This is a genomic window from Marinobacter segnicrescens, assembly GCF_900111555.1.
Taxonomy (GTDB): Bacteria; Pseudomonadota; Gammaproteobacteria; order Pseudomonadales; family Oleiphilaceae; genus Marinobacter; species Marinobacter segnicrescens.
In genome coordinates this window covers 125,555-150,145 of the sequence record NZ_FOHZ01000008.1, presented here as the reverse complement: position 1 = coordinate 150,145, position 24,591 = coordinate 125,555, and the positions used below count along the sequence as shown (strand labels likewise).

Here is a 24,591-nt window from a genome sequence, read left to right as displayed (position 1 = left end):
AGGGCGTTGTACCCCACTCTCACCGGGCCATATAACACCAAAAAATTGACATAAATGGTTCCCGTCAAGGTGCTGTTGTGTCAGATTATTGCGCCCTGATTTCCACAATAATGCCAAGCAAGAGGTCGAATCGATGGCAAATACAAAGATAATTCCCTCCGCCCAGAATGCTTACGAGTACCCGCTGCTGATCAAGAACCTGCTGGTATCCGGCCCACGCTATAACCCGGACCAGGAGATCGTCTATGCCAACCGCAGCAAGTACACCTACACCGACCTGGTAGACCGGATTCACCGGCTCGCCAATGCGCTGACAGACGCCGGCGTTGGTCCTGGTGACGTGGTCGCCGTGATGGACTGGGATACCCCCCGGTACCTGGAGTGTTTCTTCGCCATCCCCATGATTGGTGCAGTACTGCATACCGTGAACGTGCGCCTGTCGCCGGAACAGATCGTCTACACCATGAACCACGCGGAAGATCACACCGTGCTGGTACATGACGATTTCGTACCGCTGCTGGAGCAGGTCAGTGACCAGCTCACCACCGTCAAGGGCTATGTCCAGCTGACGGATGAGAGCGAGGCCCGGTCCACGTCCCTGAACACCATTGGCGAGTACGAAGCCCTGCTGGCGAAGGCCGACAACCACTTCGACTTCCCGGACTTTGACGAGAACAGCGTCGCCACGACGTTCTACACCACCGGTACCACCGGCAATCCCAAGGGCGTGTTCTTCAGCCACCGCCAGCTGGTGCTGCATACCATGGCCCAGCTTGGCAGCCTGGCTGCCAGCGATGAAATGCCCTTCATGCGGTCCAATACCGTGTATATGCCGGTCACCCCCATGTTCCACGTGCACGCCTGGGGTGTGCCCTACGCCGCCACCATGCTGGGCATCAAGCAGGTCTACCCGGGCCGCTACGAGCCGGAACTGCTTGTCGACCTGATCAAGGAACACAAGGTTACCTTCTCCCACTGCGTGCCCACCATCATGCAGATGATGCTGGCCACCGAGTCCATCAAGACCGCCGACCTGAGCAACTGGCACGTACTGATCGGTGGCAGCGCCATGACCGAAGGCCTGTGCCGCACCGGCGCCAAGTTGGGCATTCGCATGTACACCGGCTACGGCATGTCCGAGACCTGCCCGCTGCTGGCCTCCACCCGTCTGAAACCGGAAGACCTGGAGCTGCCCCTGGAAGAGCAGGCACCCCGGCGCATCCGCACCGGCGTGGCGGTACCCATGGTGCACATCGAGATCGTGGACCCGGAAGGCAACCCCCTGCCCCACGATGGCGAAACCAAGGGTGAGCTGGTATGCCGTGCGCCCTGGCTGACCCAGGGCTACTTCAAGGAGCCGGAAAAGGGCGAGGCCCTGTGGGAAGGCGGCTGGCTGCACACCGGCGATGTAGCCAGTATCGACCCGGACTCCACCATCCAGATCAGGGACCGCATCAAGGATGTGATCAAGACCGGTGGTGAGTGGCTGTCGTCCCTGGACCTGGAGAACATGATCAGCCAGCATCCGGCGGTGAACGCCACTGCCGTGGTCGGGGTACCGGACGAGAAATGGGGTGAGCGCCCCCACGCCCTGGTACAACTGATTCCCGGGCAGGAAGCCAGCCTTGAGGACCTGCAGAATCACCTGAAGCAGTTCGTCGATTCAGGCGAGATCAACAAGTGGGCCATTCCGGAGCAGATTGACTTTGTCGACGACATTCCGAAAACCAGTGTCGGCAAGATCAACAAGAAGCTGATCCGGGATCAGCTGGAATCCTGATCATTCAGGATAGCCAGTAAGAACAAAGCCCGCCCCCGGAATCGAGGGCGGGCTTTTTTGTCCTGGTCCGATGGCGTTTTAGTCCAGAAGATCCCGCCCGTGCGGGCCGTCGAAGGACAGTTCGGGGCCCACCGGTACGACCTGGGTGGGATTGATGGTGCGTTGGCTCACGTAGTAATGACGCTTGATCTGGTCAATATCCACCGTCTCCGCCACACCCGGTACCTGGTAAAGGTCCTTCAGGAAGTCTGAAAGCACCGGGAAGTCCGCAATGCGCTGCCGGTTGCACTTGAAGTGGCTGAAGTACACGGCGTCAAACCGGATCAGTGTAGTGAACAGGCGCCAGTCCGCCTCGGTCAGCTGGCTTCCTGTCAGGTAACGCTGGCCAGTCAACCGTTCCTCCAGCCAGTCAAGCGAATCAAACAGCTCGCCATAGGCCTGCTCGTACTTGTCCTGTGCCGTGGCAAACCCGGCCTTGTACACACCGTTGTTTACCGTGTGATAGACCCGCTCGTTGACCCCATCGATTTCCTCTCTAAGCCCTTCCGGGTAGAAATCCAGGTCTGCTCGCACGCCATCGAGATGATCAAACGCGCTGTTGAACATACGGATGATGTCTGCCGACTCGTTGCTGACAATGGTTTCCCGCTGGCGATCCCACAGGGTGGGAACCGTTACCCGACCACTGTAGTCGGGAGCCGCACGGGTGTAGACCTCATGGAGAAAGCGGGCACCGTGAACATGATCCCTGTGTTGTTCACTTTCGGGGCGGAACTCCCAGCCGTTTTCCACCATGTCCGGATGTACTACGGAGACCGAAATATGCTTCTCCAGCCCCTTCAGTTTACGGAAGATCAGGGTCCTGTGCGCCCACGGACAGGCCATGGACACATACAGATGATAGCGACCGGATTCCGCCGGGAACCCGCCTTCGCCGTCAGCCCCGGCCGAACCGTCGGAAGTGACCCAATTACGGAACCGCGCCGCTTCCCGCTCGAACTTGCCACCAGTCTTGTCGGTGTCGTACCACTGGTCGTGCCATTTGCCGTCTACCAGTAATCCCATCGTTGCTACCCCTATTTCGGTTTTAGCCACGGAACCCACGGAAGAACACGGAAAAACAAAAAGATAAGGAAAATATCGGCCACGAAATCCACTAAACCCACGAAATAAAACCAGCAACTCAAAGTCTTACGGGAAGCTCCGGGCCTGTCGTTTCGTGGATTTAGTGGATTTCGTGGCTAAAATCCTTTCATTCTTTCTTTTTCTTTCCGTGTCCTTCCGTGGATTCCGTGGCTGAAAAAGTCATTAACCAATAGCAGACAGCTTAGCCACCACCCTGCTACGCTCCAAGCAAGCAATTCTGGCCATCACCTTCAGATAATTCGATCATGCATACAGCCATTACCATCGACGCCCTGAAAGTCCTCGACGCCATTGACCGCAAAGGCAGCTTTGCCGGCGCTGCCGGTGAACTGTTCCGGGTGCCTTCCGCCATCAGCTATACCGTCCAGAAGCTGGAAGAGGACCTGGACGTGGAAATCTTTGACCGCAGCGGTCATCGTGCCACCCTGACACCAGCGGGGCGCTATCTGCTCAATGAGGGACGGGCGTTACTGGAAGCTACCGAGACCCTGGCTCACACCACGCGCCAGGTCGCCCAGGGCTGGGAAACCCGGCTACGAATAGGATTCAACTCGTTGTTGCCCGCGGAAGCCCTGTTTCCCACAATCCGTGAGTTCTACGAGTTGGGTTTGCCGGTGGAAGTGCAGCTGGTCGAAGAGGTGTTTGCTGGCACCTGGGACGCCCTGCAAAGCCGCAGGATAGACCTGGCCATTGGCGCCGACCAGGTGAGCCGGCCAGCCGGGGCCTTTACCACCCGAAGCCTGGGGCGGGTCCCCTTCGTGTTCGCCGTTTCAGCACACCACCCGCTGGTCAGCCAGCAGGGAACGCTCAGCGAACGGGACATCGCCCGCTATCCAGCCGCCGTGGCAGCGGACAGCTCACGGAACCTGCCGCCAGGCAGTGCCGGTATCTTCCGGCGCCAGCAGACCCTGACGGTGTCAAATATCGATCAGAAGATCGCACTGCAGGAAGCAGGTCTAGGAGTGGGCTGGCTGCCACGACACCGGATCCGTAGACAGCTGGAAGAAGGCTCGCTGGTGATCTGTGAGGTGGAGCTGCCCAGGGATCCGATACCGGTGCATATTGCACGGCGAAACGACGAACAGGGCAAGGCACTGGAATGGTTCTGGGAGAGGCTCAGCCAGCCCGGGGTGTACCGGGACTGGCTGGATACCGGGGAAACGCCAGAGGGTTAGTCAAACGCCCAACGCAGGAACTCACGCTTTTCATCACCGCTGGCGCGCTCCCAGAGCATCTTGAGGGCTTCCAGGGTTTCAACACGGGAACCCGGACCACTCTGGCCACCCTGATAGACCGGCGCCGGCTGACCGGCCTGGGGAGAATATGGCTGCGACGGAGTCACCACCTGGGCAGGCCCGGCCATTTGCGGCTGTTGTGGATAACCTTCGAATGGCTGTGACCGGGCCACGGTGCCGCCACCGGCGGCAAGGACTGCAACACTGAAGTCAGCAGCCAAACGCTCGGCTTCCCGGCGATTATTCACCTCAGGGATATCGAAGCGGTACTCCTGGCCAGCACGGGCATCAATCACTACCTGCTGCGGCCCGGTCTCCACCACATGGACAGCCGATTCACCGTCCTGGACCACGCCGCTCTTGGCCCATATGGTCTTGTGGGTAAACACGACGATGTTTTGCCCCGGTTGCAACTCATAGTCCAGCGCCAGGTCTTCCAGCAGGAAATTACCCACTTCACGACCGTTCACCTCCTGGACCTTGATGGTGGATGGCGCTTTCAGTACCGCGACACCGCCAATCGACGAACCGCCGTCGTAGGTTTTGACCCGTGACACCCCGGTAGAGCTACAGCCAGCGATAGCGAAGATTGCCAGCACGACGGTGAGCTGTCTCAGCCCGACAGGGGAAAGCTTTTTCAGCCTTGCAAACATTCGGTCATTCTCCATGGGTGGCTTTCAGGCAAGGGTCACCGGTGGCCTTTCCGGTGCCCACAATGTCAATGCAGGCATTCTGACCACTGCTCCGGCCTTGCGCAAGTGTGTGATCCAAAACGCTGGACTGGTCGAATTGTAAAAAAGTGTTGAATTCGGCAGAAAATGGGTTAGCTTTATGCAATGCGCCTTCAAAAAGCTGTTTGCCAAGGCTATTGGTGGCTCGGGTCACGAACAGGGTAATTTCTCCGGCGCATGGCTAAACCTGTCCACAGGCAAGTAGTAGGAGGCAACGATGGATACCAACATTCGCACAGGCGAATCCGGCCCAACGCCGTTCCGCAGCAGCCGTTTCTTCTGTGTGGGCGGCAAATGGTACTTTACCACCCGGGAAGGGTTCGACAGTGGCCCCTTTGCAACACGGGAAAGGGCGGAAATCGGCCTCAAGCGGTTCCTTCATGTCATCAACATGCTACCGGCAGAGTCGCGCGAAATGCGGATTCACTGAGATAGCTCAGGACATAAACCTTGGCCAGGGACGAGCCAGGTCCTCCCCTCTTTCACTATAACAGCCCGGGCATCAGCCAGAGTTCGGCTGCCCAGACAACAGCCAGCGCCATCACTGCCGCCAGCACATCGTCGACCATGATTCCGAACCCGCCGGGGGCCCGCTCGTCCACCCAGCTGATGGGCCATGGCTTCCAGACATCAAACAGGCGGAACGCGACAAAGCACAGTAAAACCCCGTACCAGGTCTCCGGGAAGAACCCCAGCACGACCCACATACCCACAAACTCGTCCCAGACGATACCGCCATGGTCGTGCACTTTCAGCGACCGTGACGTGTAACCGCACAGCCAGACACCCGCCAGGAACGCCGCCAGTACGACACTCCAGTAAACCGGTTCAGGCAGCTGGGCGATGGGATACCACATGGGTATGGCTGCCAGGCTTCCCCATGTGCCCGGCGCCCGGGGTACGGCACCACTACCGAAGCCAAAGGCAGCAAGGTGCGCCGGATTGCGCAAAAAGCCCGGCGGCAGGATAAGAACCGGTTCCTCGGTCGACTCCTGGTAATTCTCGCTCATGGAAGCGTCCGTTTATTCTGTCTTGAAGTGATCGTAACCGGTGCCGGTGGTTAACAATTCCCTGGCGCCATCGGGGTGTTGCAGGTAAAGGCCCTCAGCACTGCGGATCTCCCCGATAACGTGGAGACTCTTTGAAACGTCGCCCGGTAGCATGGGCAGGGCCGGGGATGGCAGGGTGACGCAAAGCTGATAGTCATCCCCACCATACAACGCCTGTTCGAGGCTGGCTTCGGCAATCCCATAGCGCCGGGGTATTGCTGCGGCCTCCAGCCAGGCGCCCACCCCGGAAGCTTCCAGGATATGCCCCAGGTCTGCCGCCAGGCCATCCGAAATATCAATGGCTGCAGAGGCAACGCCGCGAAGGCGACGGCCTGTATCGATCTTCGGTACGGGACGATGGTAACAATCCAGGAGAGGGCTTACCGAACTGGGCGGTTGCGGATCATCCAGCCATTCCAGCGCTGCTGCTGCGCCACCAAGGGGGCCGGTTACAGCCACCAGGTCGCCCGGGCGCGCACCACTACGCAGAATACCCTGCCCTTCCGGCACAACACCATGGACCTGCAACGTAAGGGTCAATGGTCCGCGGGTGATGTCGCCCCCCGCCAGGGCAACTCCAAATGCCAGGGAGGCCTCCCGCAGCCCGGATACCAGGGCAGCAACCCAGGCTTCGTCCGCGTCAGGCAGCGTCAGGGCCAGGGTGTAACATACCGGGTCAGCCCCCATGGCCGCCAGGTCACTGACTGCAACAGCCAGCGCCCGCCAGCCAAGGCGGGCGGGATCGTATTGACCGGGAAAATGCACCCCCTCGACAAGGGTATCTACCGAGAACACCAGGTCATGCCCGGCGGGCACCCGTTGGATGGCGCAATCATCACCGGGGCCGAGCAGCACGCCTTCTTGTCGGGTGATCTCAGCCAGCGGCCGGAACAGACGGCCGATCAGCTCGAACTCACCCATCGCAGACGATCAACCCTGCCGCGAACGGGTTTCCGCCAGGCGCAGACGCTGGCTGAGCTTGTCCAGCAGGCTGTTGACGAACTTGTGTCCCTCAGTACCGCCGAAACGCTTGGCCAGTTCAATGCCCTCGTTGATGACCACCCGGTAGGGCACATCAATACGGCTCTTGAGCTCATAGGCACCCAGGCGAACGATCGCCAGTTCGATCGGGTCCACCTCCGCCAGTGAGCGATCCAGGAACGGCTCAATCAGGCGGTCCAGCTCGGCCTGTTCCCGGTGCACACCGCGAATGAGGTCCCGGAAGTAGGCTGAATCCACCTTGCTCATGTCATTGTCGACCATGAACTCGGCTTCAATATCGCTGATCGGGCTCTTGCTGAAATGCCTGTGGTACAGGGCCTGCAGTGCAAGGGCCCGGGCCCGCCGGCGATCGCCGGCCCTGGGCTGACCGGAGGGGGCCGGCTCAGACGGGTTGGCAGTATCCTGTTCGCTCATCACTCACCCAGCTTGTTGAACAGGCTGACCATCTCCAGCGCGGTGATGGCGGCTTCTGCGCCCTTGTTGCCGGCCTTGGTGCCGGAGCGCTCAATAGCCTGCTCGATGGAGTCCACCGTCAGTACACCGAAGGTCACCGGTACATCGGTTTCCAGGCTGACGGCGCCCAGGCCACTGGAGGCCTCACCGGCCACATAGTCAAAGTGCGGTGTTCCACCACGGATGACCGCGCCCAGGGCGATGATCGCGCTGTAATCACCGGTTTCGGCTACCCGCTTCACCGCCAGTGGCATTTCATAGGCACCCGGCACACGGACGATGGTAATGTCATCGTCGGCGATGCCGTGACGCCGCAGTGTATCCACCGCGCCTTCTACCAGGCTTTCCACTACAAAACCGTTGAACCGGCCCACTACCAGCGCATAGCGCCCGCTGCACTGCCGGAAATCACCTTCAATTACCTTGATATCTGCCATTCTCTATCCCGTACCGGGGCCTGTGCCCCGCTGTCTGTGGATTCGTGATTCCGACGACACTCAGTCGCCGGTATAGGGTACGTATTCCACCACTTCCAGGTCGAACCCGGAAATGGCGGAGAACTTGATCGGTGCGCTCAACAGGCGCATCTGGCCAACGCCGCAATCCCGCAGGATCTGCGAGCCCGTGCCAACGGTGAAGTAGACGCCGGAGCTGCCACCCTTGCCCGCCTTGGCGGGGCCTTCCCCGAAGAACTCGTGAATGCGGTCTTCAAGGTTGTAGCTGTCTTCGGCGCTGTTAAGCAGCACCACCACACCCTTGCCCTCTTCTGCCACCTTTTCCATGGCGTGGTGCAGGGGCCAGCTGTGGGAGCCCTTACGCCGGGCACCCAGAAGGTCGCGAAGGGTGTCAGTGACGTGGACCCGCACCAGGGTGGGCTCGTCGGCCTTCACATCACCCATTACCAGGGCCAGGTGCGTGGCACCCTGGATGCTGTCCTTGTAGGTACGCAGGCTGAACACGCCGTATTCGGTGTCCAGGTCGTACTCTTCCACGCACTCGATGGTACGCTCGTTCATGGTGCGGTAGTGGATCAGGTCGGCGATGGTACCGATCTTGAGGCCATGCTGCTGCGCGAACTTTTCCAGGTCCTGGCGGCGGGCCATGGAACCATCATCGTTCATGATCTCACAGATCACACCGGCCGGCTCGCAACCTGCCAGGGCTGCCAGGTCGCAGGAAGCCTCGGTATGGCCAGCCCGGCTCAATACACCACCCGGATCCGACATCAACGGGAAGATATGGCCAGGTTGCACCAGGTCGGAGGCCTTCGCGTTACGGGCTACAGCCGCCTGAACGGTGCGGGCACGGTCCGCAGCGGAGATACCGGTGGTCACACCGACGGCCGCCTCGATAGACAGGGTGAACTTGGTGCCGAAACCGGAATGATTGCTCTGGACCATGAGCGGCAGCCCCAGCTGCTCGCAACGCTGCCGGGTCATAGGCATACAGATCAGGCCACGGCCGAAACGGGCCATGAAGTTGATGGCTTCCGGCGTGCAGTGCTCTGCCGCCATCACCAGGTCGCCCTCGTTTTCCCGGTCTTCATCATCCATCAGGATCACCATCTTGCCCTGACGAATATCCTCGATGATCTCTTCAACGCTGTTCAGTGCCATAGTTTCCACAACCTCCCGGCAAATCGGTCAGATCGCCGCGGTGTTAATGCATGGGTCTGCCGAAGAGTTCAGTCAACGGCAGAGAGATTCGGCGCGAGCACCTTGGGCGTCAGTATTAGCCGGGTATCCACCCCCAACTGGCGACGATCGGTGACCAGCCATTCAATTTTTTCACACATGTCGTTAAAGGGCAGCCTTGCGGTAGGCCGGCCTTCACTGCCCAGGAAAATGGGCGCCTGGTAGAGCCAGAGTTCGTCCACCAGTCCTTCCACGATAAAGCCCCCCGCCAGGGTCGGCCCCGCTTCCACCAGCAATTCATTAACGCCAAGCTCGCCCAGCCGGTCCAGCAACTGCCCGAGGTTGACCCCGCTGTCCTGCCAGCCTACGCCATTCAGTGTTACACCAAGGGCCGACAGATCCTGTGCCGGACCCGTGGACAAGGCCTCCTCAGAACAGAACAGATGTACATCACCACCCTGGAGGATTTTCGCCGTCGGGGGCGTGCGGGCGTCCCGGTCGGCAATCAATCGCAGGGGCTGCCGCGATGGCTCGGTGGCCTGACCAATATTCCCCAGCTCATTGCGTCGCACGGTCAGGGAGGGGTCATCCACCAACACCGTGTTGACCCCGGTAAGGATCGCATCACTCATGGCCCGCAGCCGTTGTACATCGCTGCGGGACTCCGCCCCGGTGATCCACTTGCTCTCGCCCGAGGCCATGGCGGTGCGGCCATCCAGGCTTGAGGCAATCTTGAGTCGAACCCAGGGCCGCCCGGAGCGCATGCGCTTGAGAAAACCCGGGTTCAGCTTTGCCGCCTCTTCCCGCAGCACCCCGTCCTTGACCCGGATACCGGCGTCCCGCAACTGCTGCAGGCCCCGCCCGGAGACGGTGGGATTGGGGTCTTCACTGGCCACCACTACCCGGGCCACGCCGGCATCAATCAGCGCCCGGGAACAGGGCGGCGTTCGACCGAAGTGGCTGCAGGGTTCCAGGGTCACATAGGCGGTCGCGCCCCGGGCATCCGGGCCCGCCTGGCTCAGGGCCCGCACTTCAGCATGGGCCTCTCCGGCGCGTTCGTGCCAACCCTCTCCCAGCACCAGGTCGCCACGGGCGATCACGCAGCCTACGCGGGGATTGGGATGGGTCGAATAACGACCGCGCCAGGCCAGTTGTATGGCCCGGGCCATCAGAGCGGTGTCCTGAACGGGTGTCATGAAGAACCTTTCGATGTATCCCGGTCAGCCAGGGCCCTGGCCACATCCGCCGGGTCGGCGCCATCCGACAGCCGCTCGATTTCCTCCTTGAATTCGTTGACGTCCTGGAAGCTGCGATAAACCGATGCAAAGCGTACGTAGGCCACCTTGTCCAACTGACGCAACTCGGTCATCACCTCTTCCCCGAGGGTCATGGACTTCACTTCCCGCTCGCCGGTTGCCCTCAGTCGATATTTGATACGGTTAAGGGCGGCGTCAATCTGCTCGATACCGACCGGACGCTTTTCCAGTGCCTTCATCAAACCGGCCCGCAGCTTCTCCTCGTCGAAGGGCTGACGGGTGCCGTCCTGCTTGACCACCCGGGGCATTACCAGCTCGGCACTCTCGAAGGTAGTGAACCGCTCACGACAGGACAGGCACTCCCTGCGGCGACGTACCTGATCACCCTCGGCCACCAGCCGGGAGTCGATCACCTTGGTATCGGCTTCACCACAGAAAGGACAATGCATAATCGGACGCTCCGAAAGAAACAGGCCGCCGGATCAACCAGCGGCCGGGCAGGTTTCCTGCCGTTGTTAGCCGGCGTAGACCGGGAACCGGGCACACACCGCTTCAACCTGTCCACGAACCCGCTCAATGGTGGCCTCGTCTTCCAGGTTGTCGAGGATATCGCACATCCAGCCTGCCAGGTGCCGGCATTCGCTCTCACCGAAGCCGCGGGTGGTTACCGCCGGGGTACCGATCCGCAGACCGGAAGTCACGAATGGTGAACGCGGGTCGTTGGGAACCGCGTTCTTGTTGACGGTGATATGGGCGCGACCCAGGGCGGCGTCTGCGTCCTTACCGGTAATGTCCTGCTTGATCAGGCTGACCAGGAACAGGTGGTTTTTGGTGCCACCGGAAACCACGTCATAGCCGCGCTCGATGAACACCTCAGCCATGGCGGCGGCGTTCTTGACCACCTGCTGCTGGTAAGTCTTGAAGTCATCACTCATGGCTTCCTTGAAGCACACAGCCTTGGCCGCAATGACGTGCATCAGCGGACCGCCCTGACCACCCGGGAACACGGCCGAGTTCAGCTTTTTCTGCAGGTCTTCATCATCGCAGGCCAGGATCAGGCCACCACGGGGACCGCGCAGTGTCTTGTGGGTAGTGGTCGCCACCACATGTGCATGGGGAACCGGGTCCGGATAGACGCCGGCGGCTACCAGGCCAGCCACATGGGCCATGTCCACAAACAGGTAGGCACCCACCTTGTCGGCGATCTCACGGAAGCGGGCAAAGTCCAGCTCCTGCGAGTAGGCGGAGAAGCCGGCAATGATCATCTTCGGCTTGTGCTCAACCGCCATCGCTTCAACCTCATCGTAATCGATCAGGCCGGTCTCGTTATTGATGCCATACTGCACGGCGTTGTAGATCTTGCCGGAGAAGTTGACGGTAGCACCGTGGGTCAGGTGACCGCCGTGGGCCAGGCTCATACCCAGTACCGTGTCACCCGGCTTGAGCAGTGCCATGAATACGGCAGAGTTGGCCTGGGATCCGGAATGGGGCTGCACGTTGGCGTAAGCCGCGCCGAACAGCTCTTTGGCACGGGAGATGGCCAGTTCCTCGGCGATATCGACAAACTCGCAGCCACCGTAGTAGCGCTTGCCGGGGTAACCTTCGGCGTATTTGTTGGTCAGCACACTACCCTGGGCTTCCATCACCCGCGGGCTGGTGTAGTTTTCAGACGCGATCAGCTCGATGTGCGCTTCCTGGCGCTGCTCTTCTGCCTGCATGGCGTTCCACAGTTCGTCATCGAAACCGGCGATTTTCATATCACGATTAAACATGGATGTGCTGCCCCTGTCTGTATGGCTGGCCCTGAAGCGCATCCGCGCCACCGGAACCCCTGAAAAATTGGGCCGCTATTCTATCCCGAAAGCGGGTGGAAAATCATCCTTTATACCGTCCGCAGATACCGGCACACGGGGCTATTCCGCTCTGCCTCAATTGCTATCCCCAATAGGTTTAGATACCTTACGGGGTTCTGATTTCCAGCAGGCGACGTTCTGGCCTGCATTAAAGCTTTTTGCCACCGAAGAACACGCCCTTCGACAGGCTCAGGGCGAACGCAAAGATCGACAGGCTCAGGGCGAACACAAAAACCTGGATGTGGTTTTCCCACGAAATCCACGAAATCCACGAAATCCACGAAATCCACGAAATCCACGAAATCCACGAAAGGATGCGAAAGGGAAAGACGAAACAGTCGCGTCTTTCAGTCAATCAACGGACTATTTCGTGTTCTTTCGTGGATTTCGTGGCAAAAGAGTCTTTGAGTTGCCCGCTCGCCCTGAGCCTGTCGAAGGGCCGTGGATTCCGTGGCAAACCAGTATAAAGAGGACACAGCCGACATGGCCCAATACGTTTATACCATGAACCGCGTGGGCAAGGTGGTTCCGCCCAAGCGCGAGATTCTCAAAGACATTTCCCTGAGCTTCTTCCCCGGCGCCAAGATCGGTGTACTGGGCCTGAACGGCGCCGGTAAGTCTACCCTGCTGCGTATTATGGCCGGCGTAGACCAGGATTACATCGGCGAAGCCCGCCCCCAGCCCGGTATCAAGGTGGGTTACCTGCCCCAGGAGCCTGAGCTGGACGAAGAGAAAACCGTCAAGGAAATCGTGGACGAGTCCGTTTCCCATGTTCATGAAGCCCTGGCGGAACTGGACAAGGTATACGCCGCCTACGCCGAGCCGGATGCGGATTTCGACGAGCTGGCCAAAAAGCAGGGTGAACTTGAAGCCATTGTGCAGGCCACCGACGGCCACGACATCGAGCGCAAGATGGAAGTGGCGGCCGACGCCCTGCGTCTTCCGCCGTGGGACCAGAAGGTCAAGGTGCTCTCCGGTGGTGAGCGTCGCCGGGTAGCCCTGTGCCGCCTGCTGCTCTCTGGCCCGGATATGCTGCTGCTGGACGAGCCCACCAACCACCTGGACGCGGAATCCGTGGCCTGGCTGGAGCGCTTCCTGCACGATTACGATGGCACTGTCGTGGCTATTACCCACGACCGCTACTTCCTCGACAACGTGGCCGGCTGGATCCTGGAACTGGACCGCGGCCACGGTATTCCGTTCGAAGGCAACTACAGCCAGTGGCTGGAGAACAAGGAAAAGCGCCTGGAGATGGAATCCAAGCAGGAGGCCTCCCACCAGAAGGCCATCAAGCAGGAACTGGAGTGGGTTCGCAGCAATGCCAAGGGCCGTCAGTCCAAGAGCAAGGCCCGCCTGGCCCGCTTCGAGGAGATGAGTTCCCAGGAATTCCAGAAACGCAACGAAACCAACGAACTGTACATTCCACCGGGTCCCCGCCTGGGCAACAAGGTCATTGAGGTGAATGGCATCAGCAAGTCCTTCGGTGATCGCCTTCTTTACGAGGACGTGTCCTTCAGCGTTCCACCGGGTGCCATTGTCGGCATCATCGGTGGTAACGGTGCCGGCAAATCCACCCTGTTCAAGATGATTGGCGGTTACGACAAGCCAGATTCCGGTGAGATCGAGATTGGCGAAACCGTGGAACTGGCCTACGTGGACCAGATGCGTGACCTGGACGGCAGCAACACTGTGTGGGAAGAGCTGTCCGACGGCCAGGACATCATCAAGGTGGGCAACTACGAGACTCCGTCCCGGGCCTATGTTGGCCGCTTTAACTTCAAGGGTACCGACCAGCAGAAGCGGGTTGGCGACCTTTCCGGTGGTGAGCGTAACCGCCTGCACCTTGCCAAGCTGCTGAAACAGGGCGGTAACGTACTGCTGCTGGACGAACCCACCAACGACCTGGACGTGGAAACCCTGCGCGCCCTGGAAGAAGCGCTGCTGAACTTCCCCGGCTCCGCGCTGGTCATCTCCCACGACCGCTGGTTCCTGGACCGGGTAGCCACCCACATCCTGGCGTTCGAAGATGACGGCGATGTGGTGTACTTCGAAGGCAACTTCACCGAGTACGACGAAGACTTCAAGAAGCGCAAGGGGGACTCTGCCATGCAGCCCAAGCGCATGAAGTACAAGAAGCTGGCGTAAGCTCAAACTTCATAGCTGCCTGCCCCACCCTCATCCCCTCTCCCCTCAAGGGAGAGCGGAGTCTGAAAGACACTCCGGAGTGAGCCCCTCTCCCCCTGGCGGGAGAGGGGTTGGGGTGAGGGGGCGATCCAGTAAGGATTCACCCATGGCAAAATCCAAGACAGCCTTCGTATGCACCGAGTGCGGTGCTGACTATTCCAAGTGGCAGGGCCAGTGCGGCGCCTGCCATGGCTGGAACACCATCAGCGAAGTGCGCGGCGTGGGCGGCAGCAGCACCAAGGGTGCCCGCGGCGCCCGCTTCGAAGGCTTCGCCGGCAGCCTGTCGGCGGTGCAAAGCCTTGATAAAGTGAGCCTTGCGGAACAGCCCCGAATCAGCACCGGCATGCAGGAGTTCGACCGGGTGCTGGGCGGCGGCCTGGTGGAAGGCTCTGCCGTGCTGATGGGCGGCCACCCTGGCGCTGGTAAAAGTACGTTGCTGCTGCAGGCGGTATGCCACTTGGCCGAGAAGACTCCGGCACTGTATGTCACCGGCGAGGAATCCCTGCAACAGGTGGCCATGCGTGCCAAGCGCCTTGGGGTTCCCACCGGGGACCTGAAAATGCTGTCGGAAACCAGCGTGGAGCGACTCCTGCAGGTAGCGGAAGCCGAGAAGCCGAAGATCCTGGTAGTGGACAGTATCCAGGTGATGCACGTAGCCGATATCGAGTCGGCACCGGGCTCTGTCTCTCAGGTGCGGGAAAGCGCCGCTTACCTGACCCGCTTCGCCAAGCAGACCGGCACCATCCTGTTCCTGGTGGGCCATGTCACCAAGGATGGCAGCCTGGCCGGCCCCAAGGTGCTGGAGCATATGATCGACTGTTCCATCCTTCTGGAAGGCTCCAGCGACAGCCGCTACCGCACCCTGCGGGGCATCAAGAACCGCTTCGGCGCAGTCAATGAGCTGGGTGTGTTCGCCATGCTGGAACAGGGCCTGAAAGAGGTGAAGAACCCCAGCGCCATTTTCCTGAACCGTGGCGAGGAGGCGGCACCGGGCAGCGTGGTGATGGTAGTCTGGGAAGGCACCCGACCCATGCTGGTGGAAATCCAGGCACTGTTGGACATGGCCCAGGGCAGCTACCCGCGCCGGGTAGCCGTGGGCCTTGACCAGAACCGGCTGGCCATGCTGCTGGCGGTGCTGCACCGTCATGGCGGCATGCATGTGGCGGATCAGGATGTGTTTGTGAATGTGGTGGGCGGCGTCAAGGTCGCCGAGACCAGCGCTGACCTGGCCCTGCTGGCGGCAATAGTTTCGTCCTTCCGCGACCGCGCCCTGCCTCAGGACCTGGTAATTTTTGGTGAGGTGGGCTTGTCTGGGGAGATTCGTCCGGTGCCTTCCGGACAGGAACGCATCTACGAAGCCGCCAAGCACGGGTTTACCCGGGCACTGGTTCCCAAGGCCAATGCACCCCGCAAGGCCATTGAGGGGATGAAGGTGATTCCGGTTACCAAACTCAGTGAGGCATTGTCGGCTCTTGAGGAGCTTTGATTGGTCCTGGCACCCCAGCCTTGGATGTGGGGTGTACTGGATCGGTCAGGCGTCCCCAGACGCGCTGTGAACACTTCCGCTTGGAACTCGACTGCGTAAGTAGCCTGAATGGCTTGGTGCCTGGGTGCCAGGCCGATAATCTCTGCCCGGACGACCTCTTTGCAGGTCTCGGCAGGATCAGTAGCCTAAAAGGCGCGGTGCCGGGGCCACCGGGCAGAGAACACTTTTCCGGACACGCCGTGAATCCATCCATGGAGGCTCTTCAAAAACGTCCCTGTTTTTGAAGGTCCGGAAAAGTGTTCTCAACCCGATGTCCCTCTAACCTCTGGCGTTATCGCCAACCATGGCTACTCATTGCTGGTAAGGACCTCAGTGGATTCAGTAGCTCCGGAGGTCTATAGTCGAGAAGACAACAACGATGGCCCGGAGTGATGGCATGGCCGAGAAAGAACCAGAGAAACGCCGTTTTCAACGAATTTCGTTCGATGCACCATGCGAGCTTTACTGGCAGGACGATGTTCAAACTGCAGAGGTTTTGGATATTTCGCTGAAGGGTGCCCTGGTGAGTCGGCCGCCGGGCTGGGCAGCATCTGAAGGTGAACCCTGCGAATTGACGGTCCACCTGAACGACCATGAAAGCGCCATTGTGATGGCGGTTACCCTGCGCCATATCGAGCCAGATCGGCTAGGCTTCAAGATCGAATATATAGACCTGGAGAGCGCTGCCCACCTCAAACGCTTGGTCGAATTGAATCTGGGAGACCAAGCCTTGTTGGATCGCGAACTAAACCACCTCATGGAATAATTTCGCGATATCTCCGACGTTAGAGGGACATCGGGTTGAGAACACTTTTCCGGACCTTCAAAAACAGGGACGTTTTTGAAGAGCCTCCATGGATGGATCCACGGCGTGTCCGGAAAAGTGTTATCGGCCCGGTGGCCCAAGCACCCCACCTTCAGGCTACTAACACTGGTGAAATCTGCAAAGAGGTACATGCAGACCTGTCCAGCAAAAGGGTTACCGCCCAGACACCAAGCCATTCAGGCTACTAACCACACCCAGGCCAGGGTACAAAGAGTCGAACACAAACCCCTAGCGATGATACTCCCCACTCAACTCGACAACCGCCTCAATAAACGCCCCGGCATGCTCCGGATCCACATCCGGTGTAATACCGTGGCCGAGATTGAAGATGTGACCAGGCCCTGAGCCGTAGCGCTTCAGGATATCGGCCACCTCCTGGCGAATCCGCTCCTTCGGCGCATACAACATTGCCGGGTCCATGTTGCCCTGCAGGGCTACCCGGTCGCCGACACGGGCGCGGGCGTTGCCGATATCCGTGGTCCAGTCCAGCCCCAGGGCATCGGCCCCGGACTCCGCCATGGACTCCAGCCACTGACCGCCGTTCTTGGTAAAGATAATCAGCGGCACCCGGCGACCGTCGTTCTCGCGGATCAGGCCATCGGCGATCTTCTTCATATAGGCCAGAGAGAACTCCTGGTAGGCCCAACTGCTGAGCACCCCACCCCAGGTATCGAAAATCTGCACCGCCTGGGCGCCCGCCCGGATCTGGCCGTTCAAATAATCGATCACCGAGTCCGCCAGGTGGTCCAGCAACCGGTGCATGACGTCAGGCTGGCCGTACATCAGCTTCTTCGCTTCCGAGAAGGTCTTGGAAGAGCCACCCTCGATCATGTACGTCGCCAGGGTCCACGGACTGCCGGAGAAGCCAATCAGGGGCACGCGGCCGTTCAGTGCGCCACGAATGGTGGAAACCGCGTTCATGACGTAGTCCAGGTCTACTTCGGCCTTCAAATTCGGCAAAGCGGCAACGTCGGCTTCGGAGCGGATCACATTACGGAACTTGGGGCCTTCGCCGGTTTCGAAGTACAGCCCAAGACCCAGGGCGTCAGGGATCGTCAGGATGTCCGAGAACAGGATCGCCGCATCCAGCGGAAAACGCTCAAGGGGCTGCAGGGTGACTTCGCAGGCCAGCGGTGTGTTCTTGCACAGGCTGAGGAAGTCCCCGGCCTTGGCCCGGGTCGCGCGGTATTCCGGAAGGTAACGACCGGCCTGGCGCATCATCCAGACGGGGGTGCGGTCTACGGGCTGGCGCATGAGGGCGCGGAGGAAGCGGTCGTTCTGCAGTTCGCTCATATCGGGTCCTGATCTTCGGAGTCTGACTGGCCAGAAGGAAAGGGACCTGCCCGTTTTCCACTGGTCATGATGCGCGCAATGATAACGCGTTTGCGACAATAAAAAAGGGCAGCCACCGGAATGGTGCTGCCCTTTTGATACGGATCAGCCGTTAATTGGACTGTCTTACAGGTCCAGGTAATCCAGGATACCCTCGGCAGCCTGGCGGCCTTCCCAGATCGCGGTGACCACGAGGTCAGAACCTCTCACCATATCGCCGCCGGCGAAGATCTTGGGATTGGAGGTCTGAAAAGCAAACTCTGACTCTTCCGGTGCGTTGACCCGTCCGGAATCGTCCGTGTCCACTTTCAGCTCGCTGAACCAGTCCGCCGGGCTCGGGCGGAAACCGAATGCCACCAGCACCGCGTCAGCGGGAATAACTTCCTCACTACCTGGCACCACTTCCGGGCGACGACGGCCATTTTCGTCTGGCTCGCCCAGCTGGGTCTGGACCACCTTCACGCCCTCCACCCGGTCTTCACCGATGATGGCAATAGGCTGACGGTTGAACAGGAACTTCACACCCTCTTCCTTGGCATTGGCCACCTCCCGGCGGGAACCAGGCATGTTAGCCTCGTCCCGACGATAGGCGCAGGTAACGCTGGCGGCTTGCTGGCGAATGGAAGTTCGGTTGCAGTCCATAGCGGTGTCGCCACCACCGAGGACAACCACCCGCTTGCCTTTCATATCGATAAATTCGCCGGCGTCCTTTTCGAAACCCAGGCGACGGTTCACGTTGGAGACCAGGAAAGGCAGGGCATCGTAAACCCCCGGCAGGTCTTCACCGGGAAAGCCACCCTTCATATAGGTGTAGGTGCCCATGCCCATGAATACGGCATCGTATTCATCGATGATGTCCTGAAGCTGGACGTCCTTGCCCACCTCGGTTTCAAGCCGGAACTCCACGCCCATTTCCTCGAACACCTTGCGGCGACGGGTCATGACCGTCTTTTCCAGCTTGAATTCGGGGATGCCGAAGGTCAGCAGGCCGCCGATTTCCGGGTACCGGTCAAATACCACGGGCTTGACGCCATTGCGCACGAGGATATCAGCACAGCCCAGTCCCGCCGGGCCAGCACCGATCACGGCCACCTTTTTGTCGGTCCACTTGACGTCAGACAGGTCTGGCTTCCAACCGAGGGCAAAGGCCGTGTCGGTGATGTACTTTTCCACCGAGCCGATGGTCACGGCGCCATAACCGTCGTTCAGGGTACAGGCGCCCTCACACAGACGATCCTGGGGGCAGACGCGGCCACAGACTTCCGGCAGAGAGTTGGTCTGATGACACAGCTCCACCGCCCGCATGATGTTGCCTTCCGACACAAGCTTGAGCCAGTTCGGGATGTAGTTGTGGACCGGGCACTTCCACTCGCAATACGGGTTGCCGCACTCCAGGCAACGGTGTGCCTGGCTGCTGGCGTCCGCCGACTCGAACTGATAGTAGATCTCGCCGAAGTTCTTGCGGCGCTTGCTGGCGGGCACCTTCTTCGGGTCAACCCGCCCAACCTGGACAAACTGGAAATCGTTGTTCAGTCGTTCATTCATGGTGATGCTCTCATCATCTTAATTTCGACGCGCCGACCCGACTTGGACGGGTCGGCGAAAAACCTTGTCCCGGCGCTTACTCCGGGCGGGCCCTGGTGCTGGCCAGCAGGGTCTTCAGGCTGGCAGCCTTTGGCTTGACCAGCCAGAAACGGCCTACGTAGTCGTCGAAATTCTCCAGAAGGTGGCTTGCCCACTCGCTTGCCGTTTCCGTCACGTGCTCGCGGATCACACTCCGCAGGTAGTTACGGTAGGGCTCCATGTCTTCCCGGGAGATACGCTGGATCTCTACTAGCTCATGGTTATATTTATCCACGAAGGTGTTGGACTGGTCCAGCACATAGGCAAAGCCACCGGTCATACCGGCACCGAAGTTATACCCGGTATTGCCAAGTACCGCGACCATGCCGCCGGTCATATACTCACAACCGTGATCACCAACGCCTTCCACTACCGCATGGGCACCGGAGTTACGAACACCAAACCGTTCACCTGCGGTACCGGCAGCAAACAGCTTGCCGCCGGTAGCACCGTACAGGCAGGTGTTACCGATGATGGCGGTTTCCTGGGACTGGAAGGTGCTCACCCGCGGCGGGCGCACCACCAGCTTGCCGCCGGTCATGCCCTTGCCCACATAGTCGTTGGCATCGCCTTCCAGCACCAGGTTCAGGCCTGCGACGTTCCACACACCGAAGCTCTGGCCAGCGGTGCCTTTCAGGTCCAGGGTGATGGGTGCATCGGCCATGCCCTGGTTGCCATGAAGAGCGGCGATCTCACCAGACAAGCGGGCACCAATGGAACGGTCACAGTTGGTGACCTTGTAGCTCCATGCACCGCCGGATTTCTCCACAATGGCATTACGGATATCCTTGACCATCTGCTCTGCCAGCGCGCCCTCGTCAAACGGGGTGTTACGCTCCACCTGGCAGGTTTGCGGCTTGTCGGCCGGGATATGGTCATTACTGACCAGGCGACTCAGGTCCAGGCGCTTCTGGCGCTCGGTGTCGCCCGGCAGGCGCTCCAGCAGGTCAACGCGACCCACCAGTTCCTCCAGGCTGCGAACGCCCAGCTTCGCCATCCATTCGCGAGTTTCCTCCGCCACGAAGCGGAAGAAGTTCATGGCCATTTCCACGGTACCCTTGAAGTGCTCCTCCCGCAGGTAGTCGTCCTGGGTGGCCACACCGGTGGCGCAGTTGTTCAGATGACAGATACGTAGGTACTTGCAGCCCAGTGCGACCATGGGGGTGGTCCCGAAACCAAAGCTCTCGGCACCGAGAATGGCGCCTTTGACCACGTCCAGGCCAGTTTTGATGCCACCATCAGTCTGCAGGCGGATCTTGCCCCGCAAATCATTGGCCCGGAGGGCCTGCTGGGTTTCGCTCAGGCCCAGTTCCCAGGGGGAACCTGCGTAACGGATGGAGGTCAGCGGACTGGCCGCAGTACCGCCGTCGTAGCCGGATACCGTGATCAGGTCCGCATAGGCCTTGGCAACGCCCGCCGCGATCGTACCAACACCGGGTTCCGACACCAGCTTGACTGACACCAGCGCCTCCGGGTTCACCTGCTTGAGATCAAAGATCAGCTGCGCCAGGTCCTCGATGGAGTAGATGTCGTGATGCGGCGGCGGTGAAATCAGAGTCACCCCGGGCACCGAGTAGCGCAACCGTGCGATCAGGGCGTTCACCTTGCCACCGGGCAACTGCCCGCCTTCACCAGGCTTGGCGCCCTGGGCCACCTTGATCTGCATGACATCGGCGCTGCGGAGGTACTCTGCGGTGACGCCGAAGCGGCCAGAAGCCACCTGCTTGATCTTGGAGCGGCGCTCGGTGCCGTAACGGGCCGGGTCTTCGCCGCCCTCACCGGAGTTGGAACGACCACCCAGGGTGTTCATGGCCACGGCCAGGGCTTCGTGGGCCTCTGGCGACAGGGCACCCAGGGACATGGCGGCGGAGTCAAAACGGGGGAAGATCTTTTCCACCGGCTCCACTTCCGAAAGGTCTATGGGTTTAATGCCGTCCCGGAATCCGAACAGGTCCCGCAGGGTCGCTACGGGTCGGTTATTCACCAGGCCGGCGTACTCCTGGTACTGGCCGTAATCACCGCTGGTTACTGCATCCTGCAGGGTACGGACCACGTCCGGGTTGAAGGCATGGTATTCCTGGCCGTGCACATACTTGAGCAGGCCGCCCTGGGTGATGGGCTTGCGACGTTTCCAGGCGGTGGCCGCCAGTTGCTCCTGGTCCTGCTGGAAGTCGTAGAAGGTTGCACCCTGGATACGGCTGGGTACGCCCCGGAAACACAGGTCGACCACCTCATCGGCAATACCGATGGCCTCGAACAGCTGGGCGCCCCGGTAAGAGGTAATGGTGGAGATCCCCATCTTGGAGAGGATCTTCAGCAGGCCCTTGTTGATGCCCTTGCGGTAGTTATTCTTGGCGTCAATGGGATCCACCAACATTTCGCCGGTGCGGATCAGGTCATTGATCACCTGGTAGGCGAGGTATGGGTAGACGGCGGTGGCGCCAAAGCCCAGCAACACGGCAAAGTGGTGTGGATCTCGGGCCCAGCCGGTTTCGACGATAATGTTGGAGTCACAGCGCAGCCCCTGGCGCACCAGGTGATGGTGGACCGCACCAGTGGCCATGAGGCTGTTGACGGGCAACTCACCCTGTTTCAGATCCTTGTCGGACAGGATCAGCAGCACCTTGCCATCATCACGCACCGCTTTCTCGGCAGCGTCACAGATATCACGGATCCCGTTCTCCAGCCCACGCTCGGGGCTGTAGCTGAGAGGAATTTTCGCCACTTCGAAACCAGGCCGGTCATTACCTTCAATGCGGAGAAACTTGGCCGGCGACAGCACCGGCGTCGTCAGGATCACCCGGTTTGCATGCTCCGGGCCTTCCTCAAAGACGTTTCGCTCGGCACCCAGACAGGTTTCCAGGGACATGACCACGGCTTCCCGCAGCGGGTCGATGGCCGGGTTGGTCACCTGGGCGAACTTCTGCCGGAAGTAATCTGCCACATGGCGAACCTTGCTCGAGAGCACCGCCATCGGCGTGTCATCCCCCATGGAGCCAACCGCTTCCTGACCGCTTTCGGCCAGCGGACGCAGCACCTGGTCACGCTCTTCGTAGGTCACCATGTAAATCTTCTGGTGCACCTGCAATTCGTCGTTGTCCATCAGGCGGAACTCCGGTGTATCGGAGTTCAGTGTGGACTCAACCCGCAGGGCATTTTCCCGCAGCCACTTCTTGTAGGGCTGGGCGCTCTTGAGGCGCTTGTCGATATCCTGGGTATGCAGTACTTCGCCGCTTTCGGTGTCCACGGCCAGCATCTGACCCGGCCCGACACGGCCCTTTGCGACGACGTCTTCCGGCTCGTAATGGTAGGTACCGATCTCGGAAGCCAGGGTGATGAAATCATCCTTTGTGACAACCCAGCGGGCCGGCCGCAGACCATTACGGTCCAGCATACAGACCGCATAGCGACCATCGGACAATACCAGGCCAGCCGGGCCATCCCAGGGTTCCATGTGCATGGAGTTGTATTCGTAGAAGGCCCGCAGCTCCGAGTCCATGGTGTCCACGTTCTGCCAGGCAGGCGGAATCATCATCCGCGCCGCCCGGAACAAGTCCACACCTCCAGCCAGCAACACTTCCAGCATGTTGTCCATAGAGGACGAATCCGAGCCAGTCAGGTTGACCAGTGGTTGCAGGGTCTGCAGGTCCGGCAGTTCGGGCGAGCTGAACTTGGCCGCCCGGGCAATGGCCCAGTTACGGTTGCCATCGATAGTGTTGATCTCGCCATTATGGGCCAGCAGGCGGAACGGCTGGGCCAGGGGCCACCTGGGCATGGTGTTGGTGGAAAAGCGCTGATGGAACACACAGATGGCGGTTTCCAGGTCCGGGTCACCAAGGTCCGGGTAAAAGTTGGCCAGGTCGGCGGGCATCATCAGGCCCTTGTAGGCCAAGGTCCGGTGAGACAGGCTGCAGATGTAGAACTCATCGTCATCAGCCATATCACGCTCGGCATGGCGCCGGCCGACGAACAGGCTGATATCGAAATCCCGTTCGTTCTTGCCACCCGGTTCAACGAAGACCTGCTCAATGCGTGGCAGGCAATCCAGGGCCATGGGACCGAGGCAACTGTCGTCTACCGGCACCTCTCGCCAGCCCATAATTTCCAGGCCCTGTTCAACCAGGTGCTTCTCGACAGCCTGGCGTCCGGCCGCAGCACGGGCTTCGTCCGGGGCTAAAAAAACCTGGCCAACTGCAAATAGGTCGCCAGGTTTTTTTCCGAACGCTGCTTGGGCAGCTTTTTGAAGGAAGGTCTTGGGGCTCTGGATGAGGAGCCCACAACCATCGCCGGTCTTGCCATCTGCTGCGATGCCCCCCCGATGCGTCATGCAGGTAAGGGACTCGATAGCGGTCTGCAACAGTTTATGGCTTGCCTCGCCCTTCATGTGGGCGATCAGGCCGAAACCACAGTTGTCCCGGAACTCGCCGGGATGATACAAGCCTGTTGTCATAAGCGTTCTCTCGCATGTAAAAGCTTTCTTATCAGCCCCTTGCGCACCAATATAGTGCAAAAAATGAGCCGACACCGAAAAAAAGGGGGAAGGGATTCTACACACGTAGAAATACGTAGACAACTTTTTCCTGGGTTAGTGGATTTTCGGCCGCAATGCTGCACCAACTCAGTGCATCAGAAGCTCTCGAAAGCCCTTACCCAGGAATCACTCAGCCCCAGGCTGTCCGGTAATCGGTTGGCCGCCGACCGGGCGGCCTCGCGGGTAGGATACTGACCATAAACCAGCATAAACCATGGCTGGCCATTCCGCTCGCCCAGGGTATAGGAGAGTTGTTCATCAGCCGGGGCACGGGCAATGACGTTTAAAATGGTCTGTTCCAGGTTGCCAGCCACCAACTGCAAGGTCCAGCCATCACGCGCCCTCAGAGACTCGATGGTGACAAATCGCTGGGGAAGTCCCGGTGAAAATGCTGGCTCTGGCTCTGGCTCTGGCTCTGGCTCTGGCTCTGG

At 60.0% G+C, this 24,591-nt stretch carries 22 protein-coding genes; 7 read left to right on the top strand and 15 right to left on the bottom strand.

The genetic code is table 11. The features are described from left to right. The first annotated feature begins 133 nt into the window (after positions 1 to 133). The gene (locus BM036_RS10305; protein WP_091851372.1) at positions 134 to 1,780 is read left to right on the top strand and encodes a fatty acid--CoA ligase; all 1,647 of its coding nucleotides are present in this window, start codon (positions 134 to 136) and stop codon (positions 1,778 to 1,780) included. Positions 1,781 to 1,858: 78 nt separating this feature from the next. Here BM036_RS10305 and BM036_RS10300 read toward each other — a convergent pair whose 3' ends face one another. Next, positions 1,859 to 2,845, bottom strand: coding sequence for a glutathione S-transferase family protein (locus BM036_RS10300; RefSeq protein WP_091851369.1), 987 nt, complete (start codon positions 2,843 to 2,845; stop codon positions 1,859 to 1,861). Between the two features lie 326 nt (positions 2,846 to 3,171). Between BM036_RS10300 and BM036_RS10295 the strand changes: the two genes are divergently transcribed. Further along, the gene (locus BM036_RS10295) at positions 3,172 to 4,101 is read left to right on the top strand and encodes a LysR family transcriptional regulator (RefSeq protein ID WP_091851366.1); all 930 of its coding nucleotides are present in this window, start codon (positions 3,172 to 3,174) and stop codon (positions 4,099 to 4,101) included. On the opposite strand, the gene BM036_RS10290 is transcribed toward BM036_RS10295, so the two are convergent. Next, positions 4,098 to 4,814, bottom strand: coding sequence for a DUF2057 family protein (locus BM036_RS10290; protein ID WP_245742566.1), 717 nt, complete (start codon positions 4,812 to 4,814; stop codon positions 4,098 to 4,100). The two genes, BM036_RS10295 and BM036_RS10290, sit on opposite strands and share 4 nt — an antisense overlap. A 4-nt stretch (positions 4,815 to 4,818) precedes the next feature. Continuing rightward, a complete protein-coding gene (locus tag BM036_RS19880; protein ID WP_143066595.1) occupies positions 4,819 to 5,046 on the bottom strand; it encodes a hypothetical protein in 228 nt (75 codons plus the stop codon). Between the two features lie 63 nt (positions 5,047 to 5,109). On the opposite strand from BM036_RS19880, the gene BM036_RS10285 reads away from it, so the two are divergent. Beyond that, positions 5,110 to 5,322 carry a DUF6316 family protein gene (locus tag BM036_RS10285; RefSeq protein ID WP_091851363.1) on the top strand — a complete coding sequence of 71 codons (213 nt, stop codon included), beginning with the start codon at positions 5,110 to 5,112 and terminating at the stop codon, positions 5,320 to 5,322. Between the two features lie 55 nt (positions 5,323 to 5,377). Here the strand turns inward: BM036_RS10285 and BM036_RS10280 are convergent, their stop codons facing one another. From BM036_RS10280 to glyA, 8 genes are all read right to left on the bottom strand, one after another. After that, the gene (locus BM036_RS10280) at positions 5,378 to 5,902 is read right to left on the bottom strand and encodes a phosphatidylglycerophosphatase A family protein (RefSeq protein ID WP_091851360.1); all 525 of its coding nucleotides are present in this window, start codon (positions 5,900 to 5,902) and stop codon (positions 5,378 to 5,380) included. 12 nt (positions 5,903 to 5,914) lie between these two features. Then, positions 5,915 to 6,862, bottom strand: a complete 948-nt coding sequence (gene thiL / locus BM036_RS10275; protein ID WP_091851357.1) for a thiamine-phosphate kinase — start codon at positions 6,860 to 6,862, stop codon at positions 5,915 to 5,917. Between the two features lie 9 nt (positions 6,863 to 6,871). Continuing rightward, positions 6,872 to 7,357, bottom strand: a complete 486-nt coding sequence (gene nusB / locus BM036_RS10270; protein WP_091851355.1) for a transcription antitermination factor NusB — start codon at positions 7,355 to 7,357, stop codon at positions 6,872 to 6,874. Continuing rightward, on the bottom strand, positions 7,357 to 7,833 hold the full coding sequence (gene ribH / locus BM036_RS10265) for a 6,7-dimethyl-8-ribityllumazine synthase (RefSeq protein WP_091851352.1): 477 nt from the start codon (positions 7,831 to 7,833) through the stop codon (positions 7,357 to 7,359). The genes nusB and ribH overlap by 1 nt, the downstream gene beginning before the upstream one ends. A 60-nt stretch (positions 7,834 to 7,893) precedes the next feature. Then, positions 7,894 to 9,012 carry a bifunctional 3,4-dihydroxy-2-butanone-4-phosphate synthase/GTP cyclohydrolase II gene (gene ribBA / locus BM036_RS10260; RefSeq protein WP_091851349.1) on the bottom strand — a complete coding sequence of 373 codons (1,119 nt, stop codon included), beginning with the start codon at positions 9,010 to 9,012 and terminating at the stop codon, positions 7,894 to 7,896. Between the two features lie 68 nt (positions 9,013 to 9,080). Beyond that, a complete protein-coding gene (gene ribD / locus BM036_RS10255) occupies positions 9,081 to 10,226 on the bottom strand; it encodes a bifunctional diaminohydroxyphosphoribosylaminopyrimidine deaminase/5-amino-6-(5-phosphoribosylamino)uracil reductase RibD (protein WP_091851346.1) in 1,146 nt (381 codons plus the stop codon). Then, entirely contained in the window at positions 10,223 to 10,735 is a 513-nt protein-coding gene (gene nrdR / locus BM036_RS10250; protein ID WP_091851343.1) for a transcriptional regulator NrdR, read from the bottom strand. Before nrdR ends, ribD begins: the two co-directional genes overlap by 4 nt. Before the next feature lie 66 nt (positions 10,736 to 10,801). Further along, positions 10,802 to 12,058 carry a serine hydroxymethyltransferase gene (glyA, locus tag BM036_RS10245; RefSeq protein WP_091851458.1) on the bottom strand — a complete coding sequence of 419 codons (1,257 nt, stop codon included), beginning with the start codon at positions 12,056 to 12,058 and terminating at the stop codon, positions 10,802 to 10,804. Here glyA and BM036_RS19875 point away from each other — a divergent pair. The 4 genes from BM036_RS19875 to BM036_RS10225 all read left to right on the top strand — a co-directional run bounded on the left by BM036_RS19875 (position 12,057) and on the right by BM036_RS10225 (position 16,614). Next, a complete protein-coding gene (locus BM036_RS19875; RefSeq protein WP_143066594.1) occupies positions 12,057 to 12,647 on the top strand; it encodes a hypothetical protein in 591 nt (196 codons plus the stop codon). The genes glyA and BM036_RS19875 overlap by 2 nt on opposite strands. Continuing rightward, the gene (ettA, locus tag BM036_RS10235) at positions 12,623 to 14,284 is read left to right on the top strand and encodes an energy-dependent translational throttle protein EttA (RefSeq protein ID WP_091851336.1); all 1,662 of its coding nucleotides are present in this window, start codon (positions 12,623 to 12,625) and stop codon (positions 14,282 to 14,284) included. The genes BM036_RS19875 and ettA overlap by 25 nt, the downstream gene beginning before the upstream one ends. A 145-nt stretch (positions 14,285 to 14,429) precedes the next feature. Continuing rightward, positions 14,430 to 15,809: a DNA repair protein RadA gene (radA, locus tag BM036_RS10230; RefSeq protein ID WP_091851333.1), complete on the top strand. Its 1,380-nt coding sequence runs from the start codon at positions 14,430 to 14,432 to the stop codon at positions 15,807 to 15,809. Positions 15,810 to 16,245: 436 nt separating this feature from the next. Further along, positions 16,246 to 16,614 (top strand): PilZ domain-containing protein, encoded by a 369-nt coding sequence (locus BM036_RS10225; RefSeq protein ID WP_091851330.1) that lies wholly within the window; start codon positions 16,246 to 16,248, stop codon positions 16,612 to 16,614. A gap of 288 nt (positions 16,615 to 16,902) precedes the next feature. Here the strand turns inward: BM036_RS10225 and hemE are convergent, their stop codons facing one another. From hemE to BM036_RS20295, 4 genes are all read right to left on the bottom strand, one after another. Further along, a complete protein-coding gene (gene hemE / locus BM036_RS10220) occupies positions 16,903 to 17,967 on the bottom strand; it encodes a uroporphyrinogen decarboxylase (RefSeq protein WP_091851327.1) in 1,065 nt (354 codons plus the stop codon). A gap of 165 nt (positions 17,968 to 18,132) precedes the next feature. Next, positions 18,133 to 19,551: an FAD-dependent oxidoreductase gene (locus BM036_RS10215; RefSeq protein WP_091851324.1), complete on the bottom strand. Its 1,419-nt coding sequence runs from the start codon at positions 19,549 to 19,551 to the stop codon at positions 18,133 to 18,135. A gap of 76 nt (positions 19,552 to 19,627) precedes the next feature. Next, entirely contained in the window at positions 19,628 to 24,079 is a 4,452-nt protein-coding gene (gene gltB, locus BM036_RS10210; RefSeq protein ID WP_091851321.1) for a glutamate synthase large subunit, read from the bottom strand. Positions 24,080 to 24,255: 176 nt separating this feature from the next. Then, the coding region (locus BM036_RS20295; RefSeq protein ID WP_245742564.1) for an SPOR domain-containing protein at positions 24,256 to 24,591 on the bottom strand (336 nt) is incomplete at its 5' end.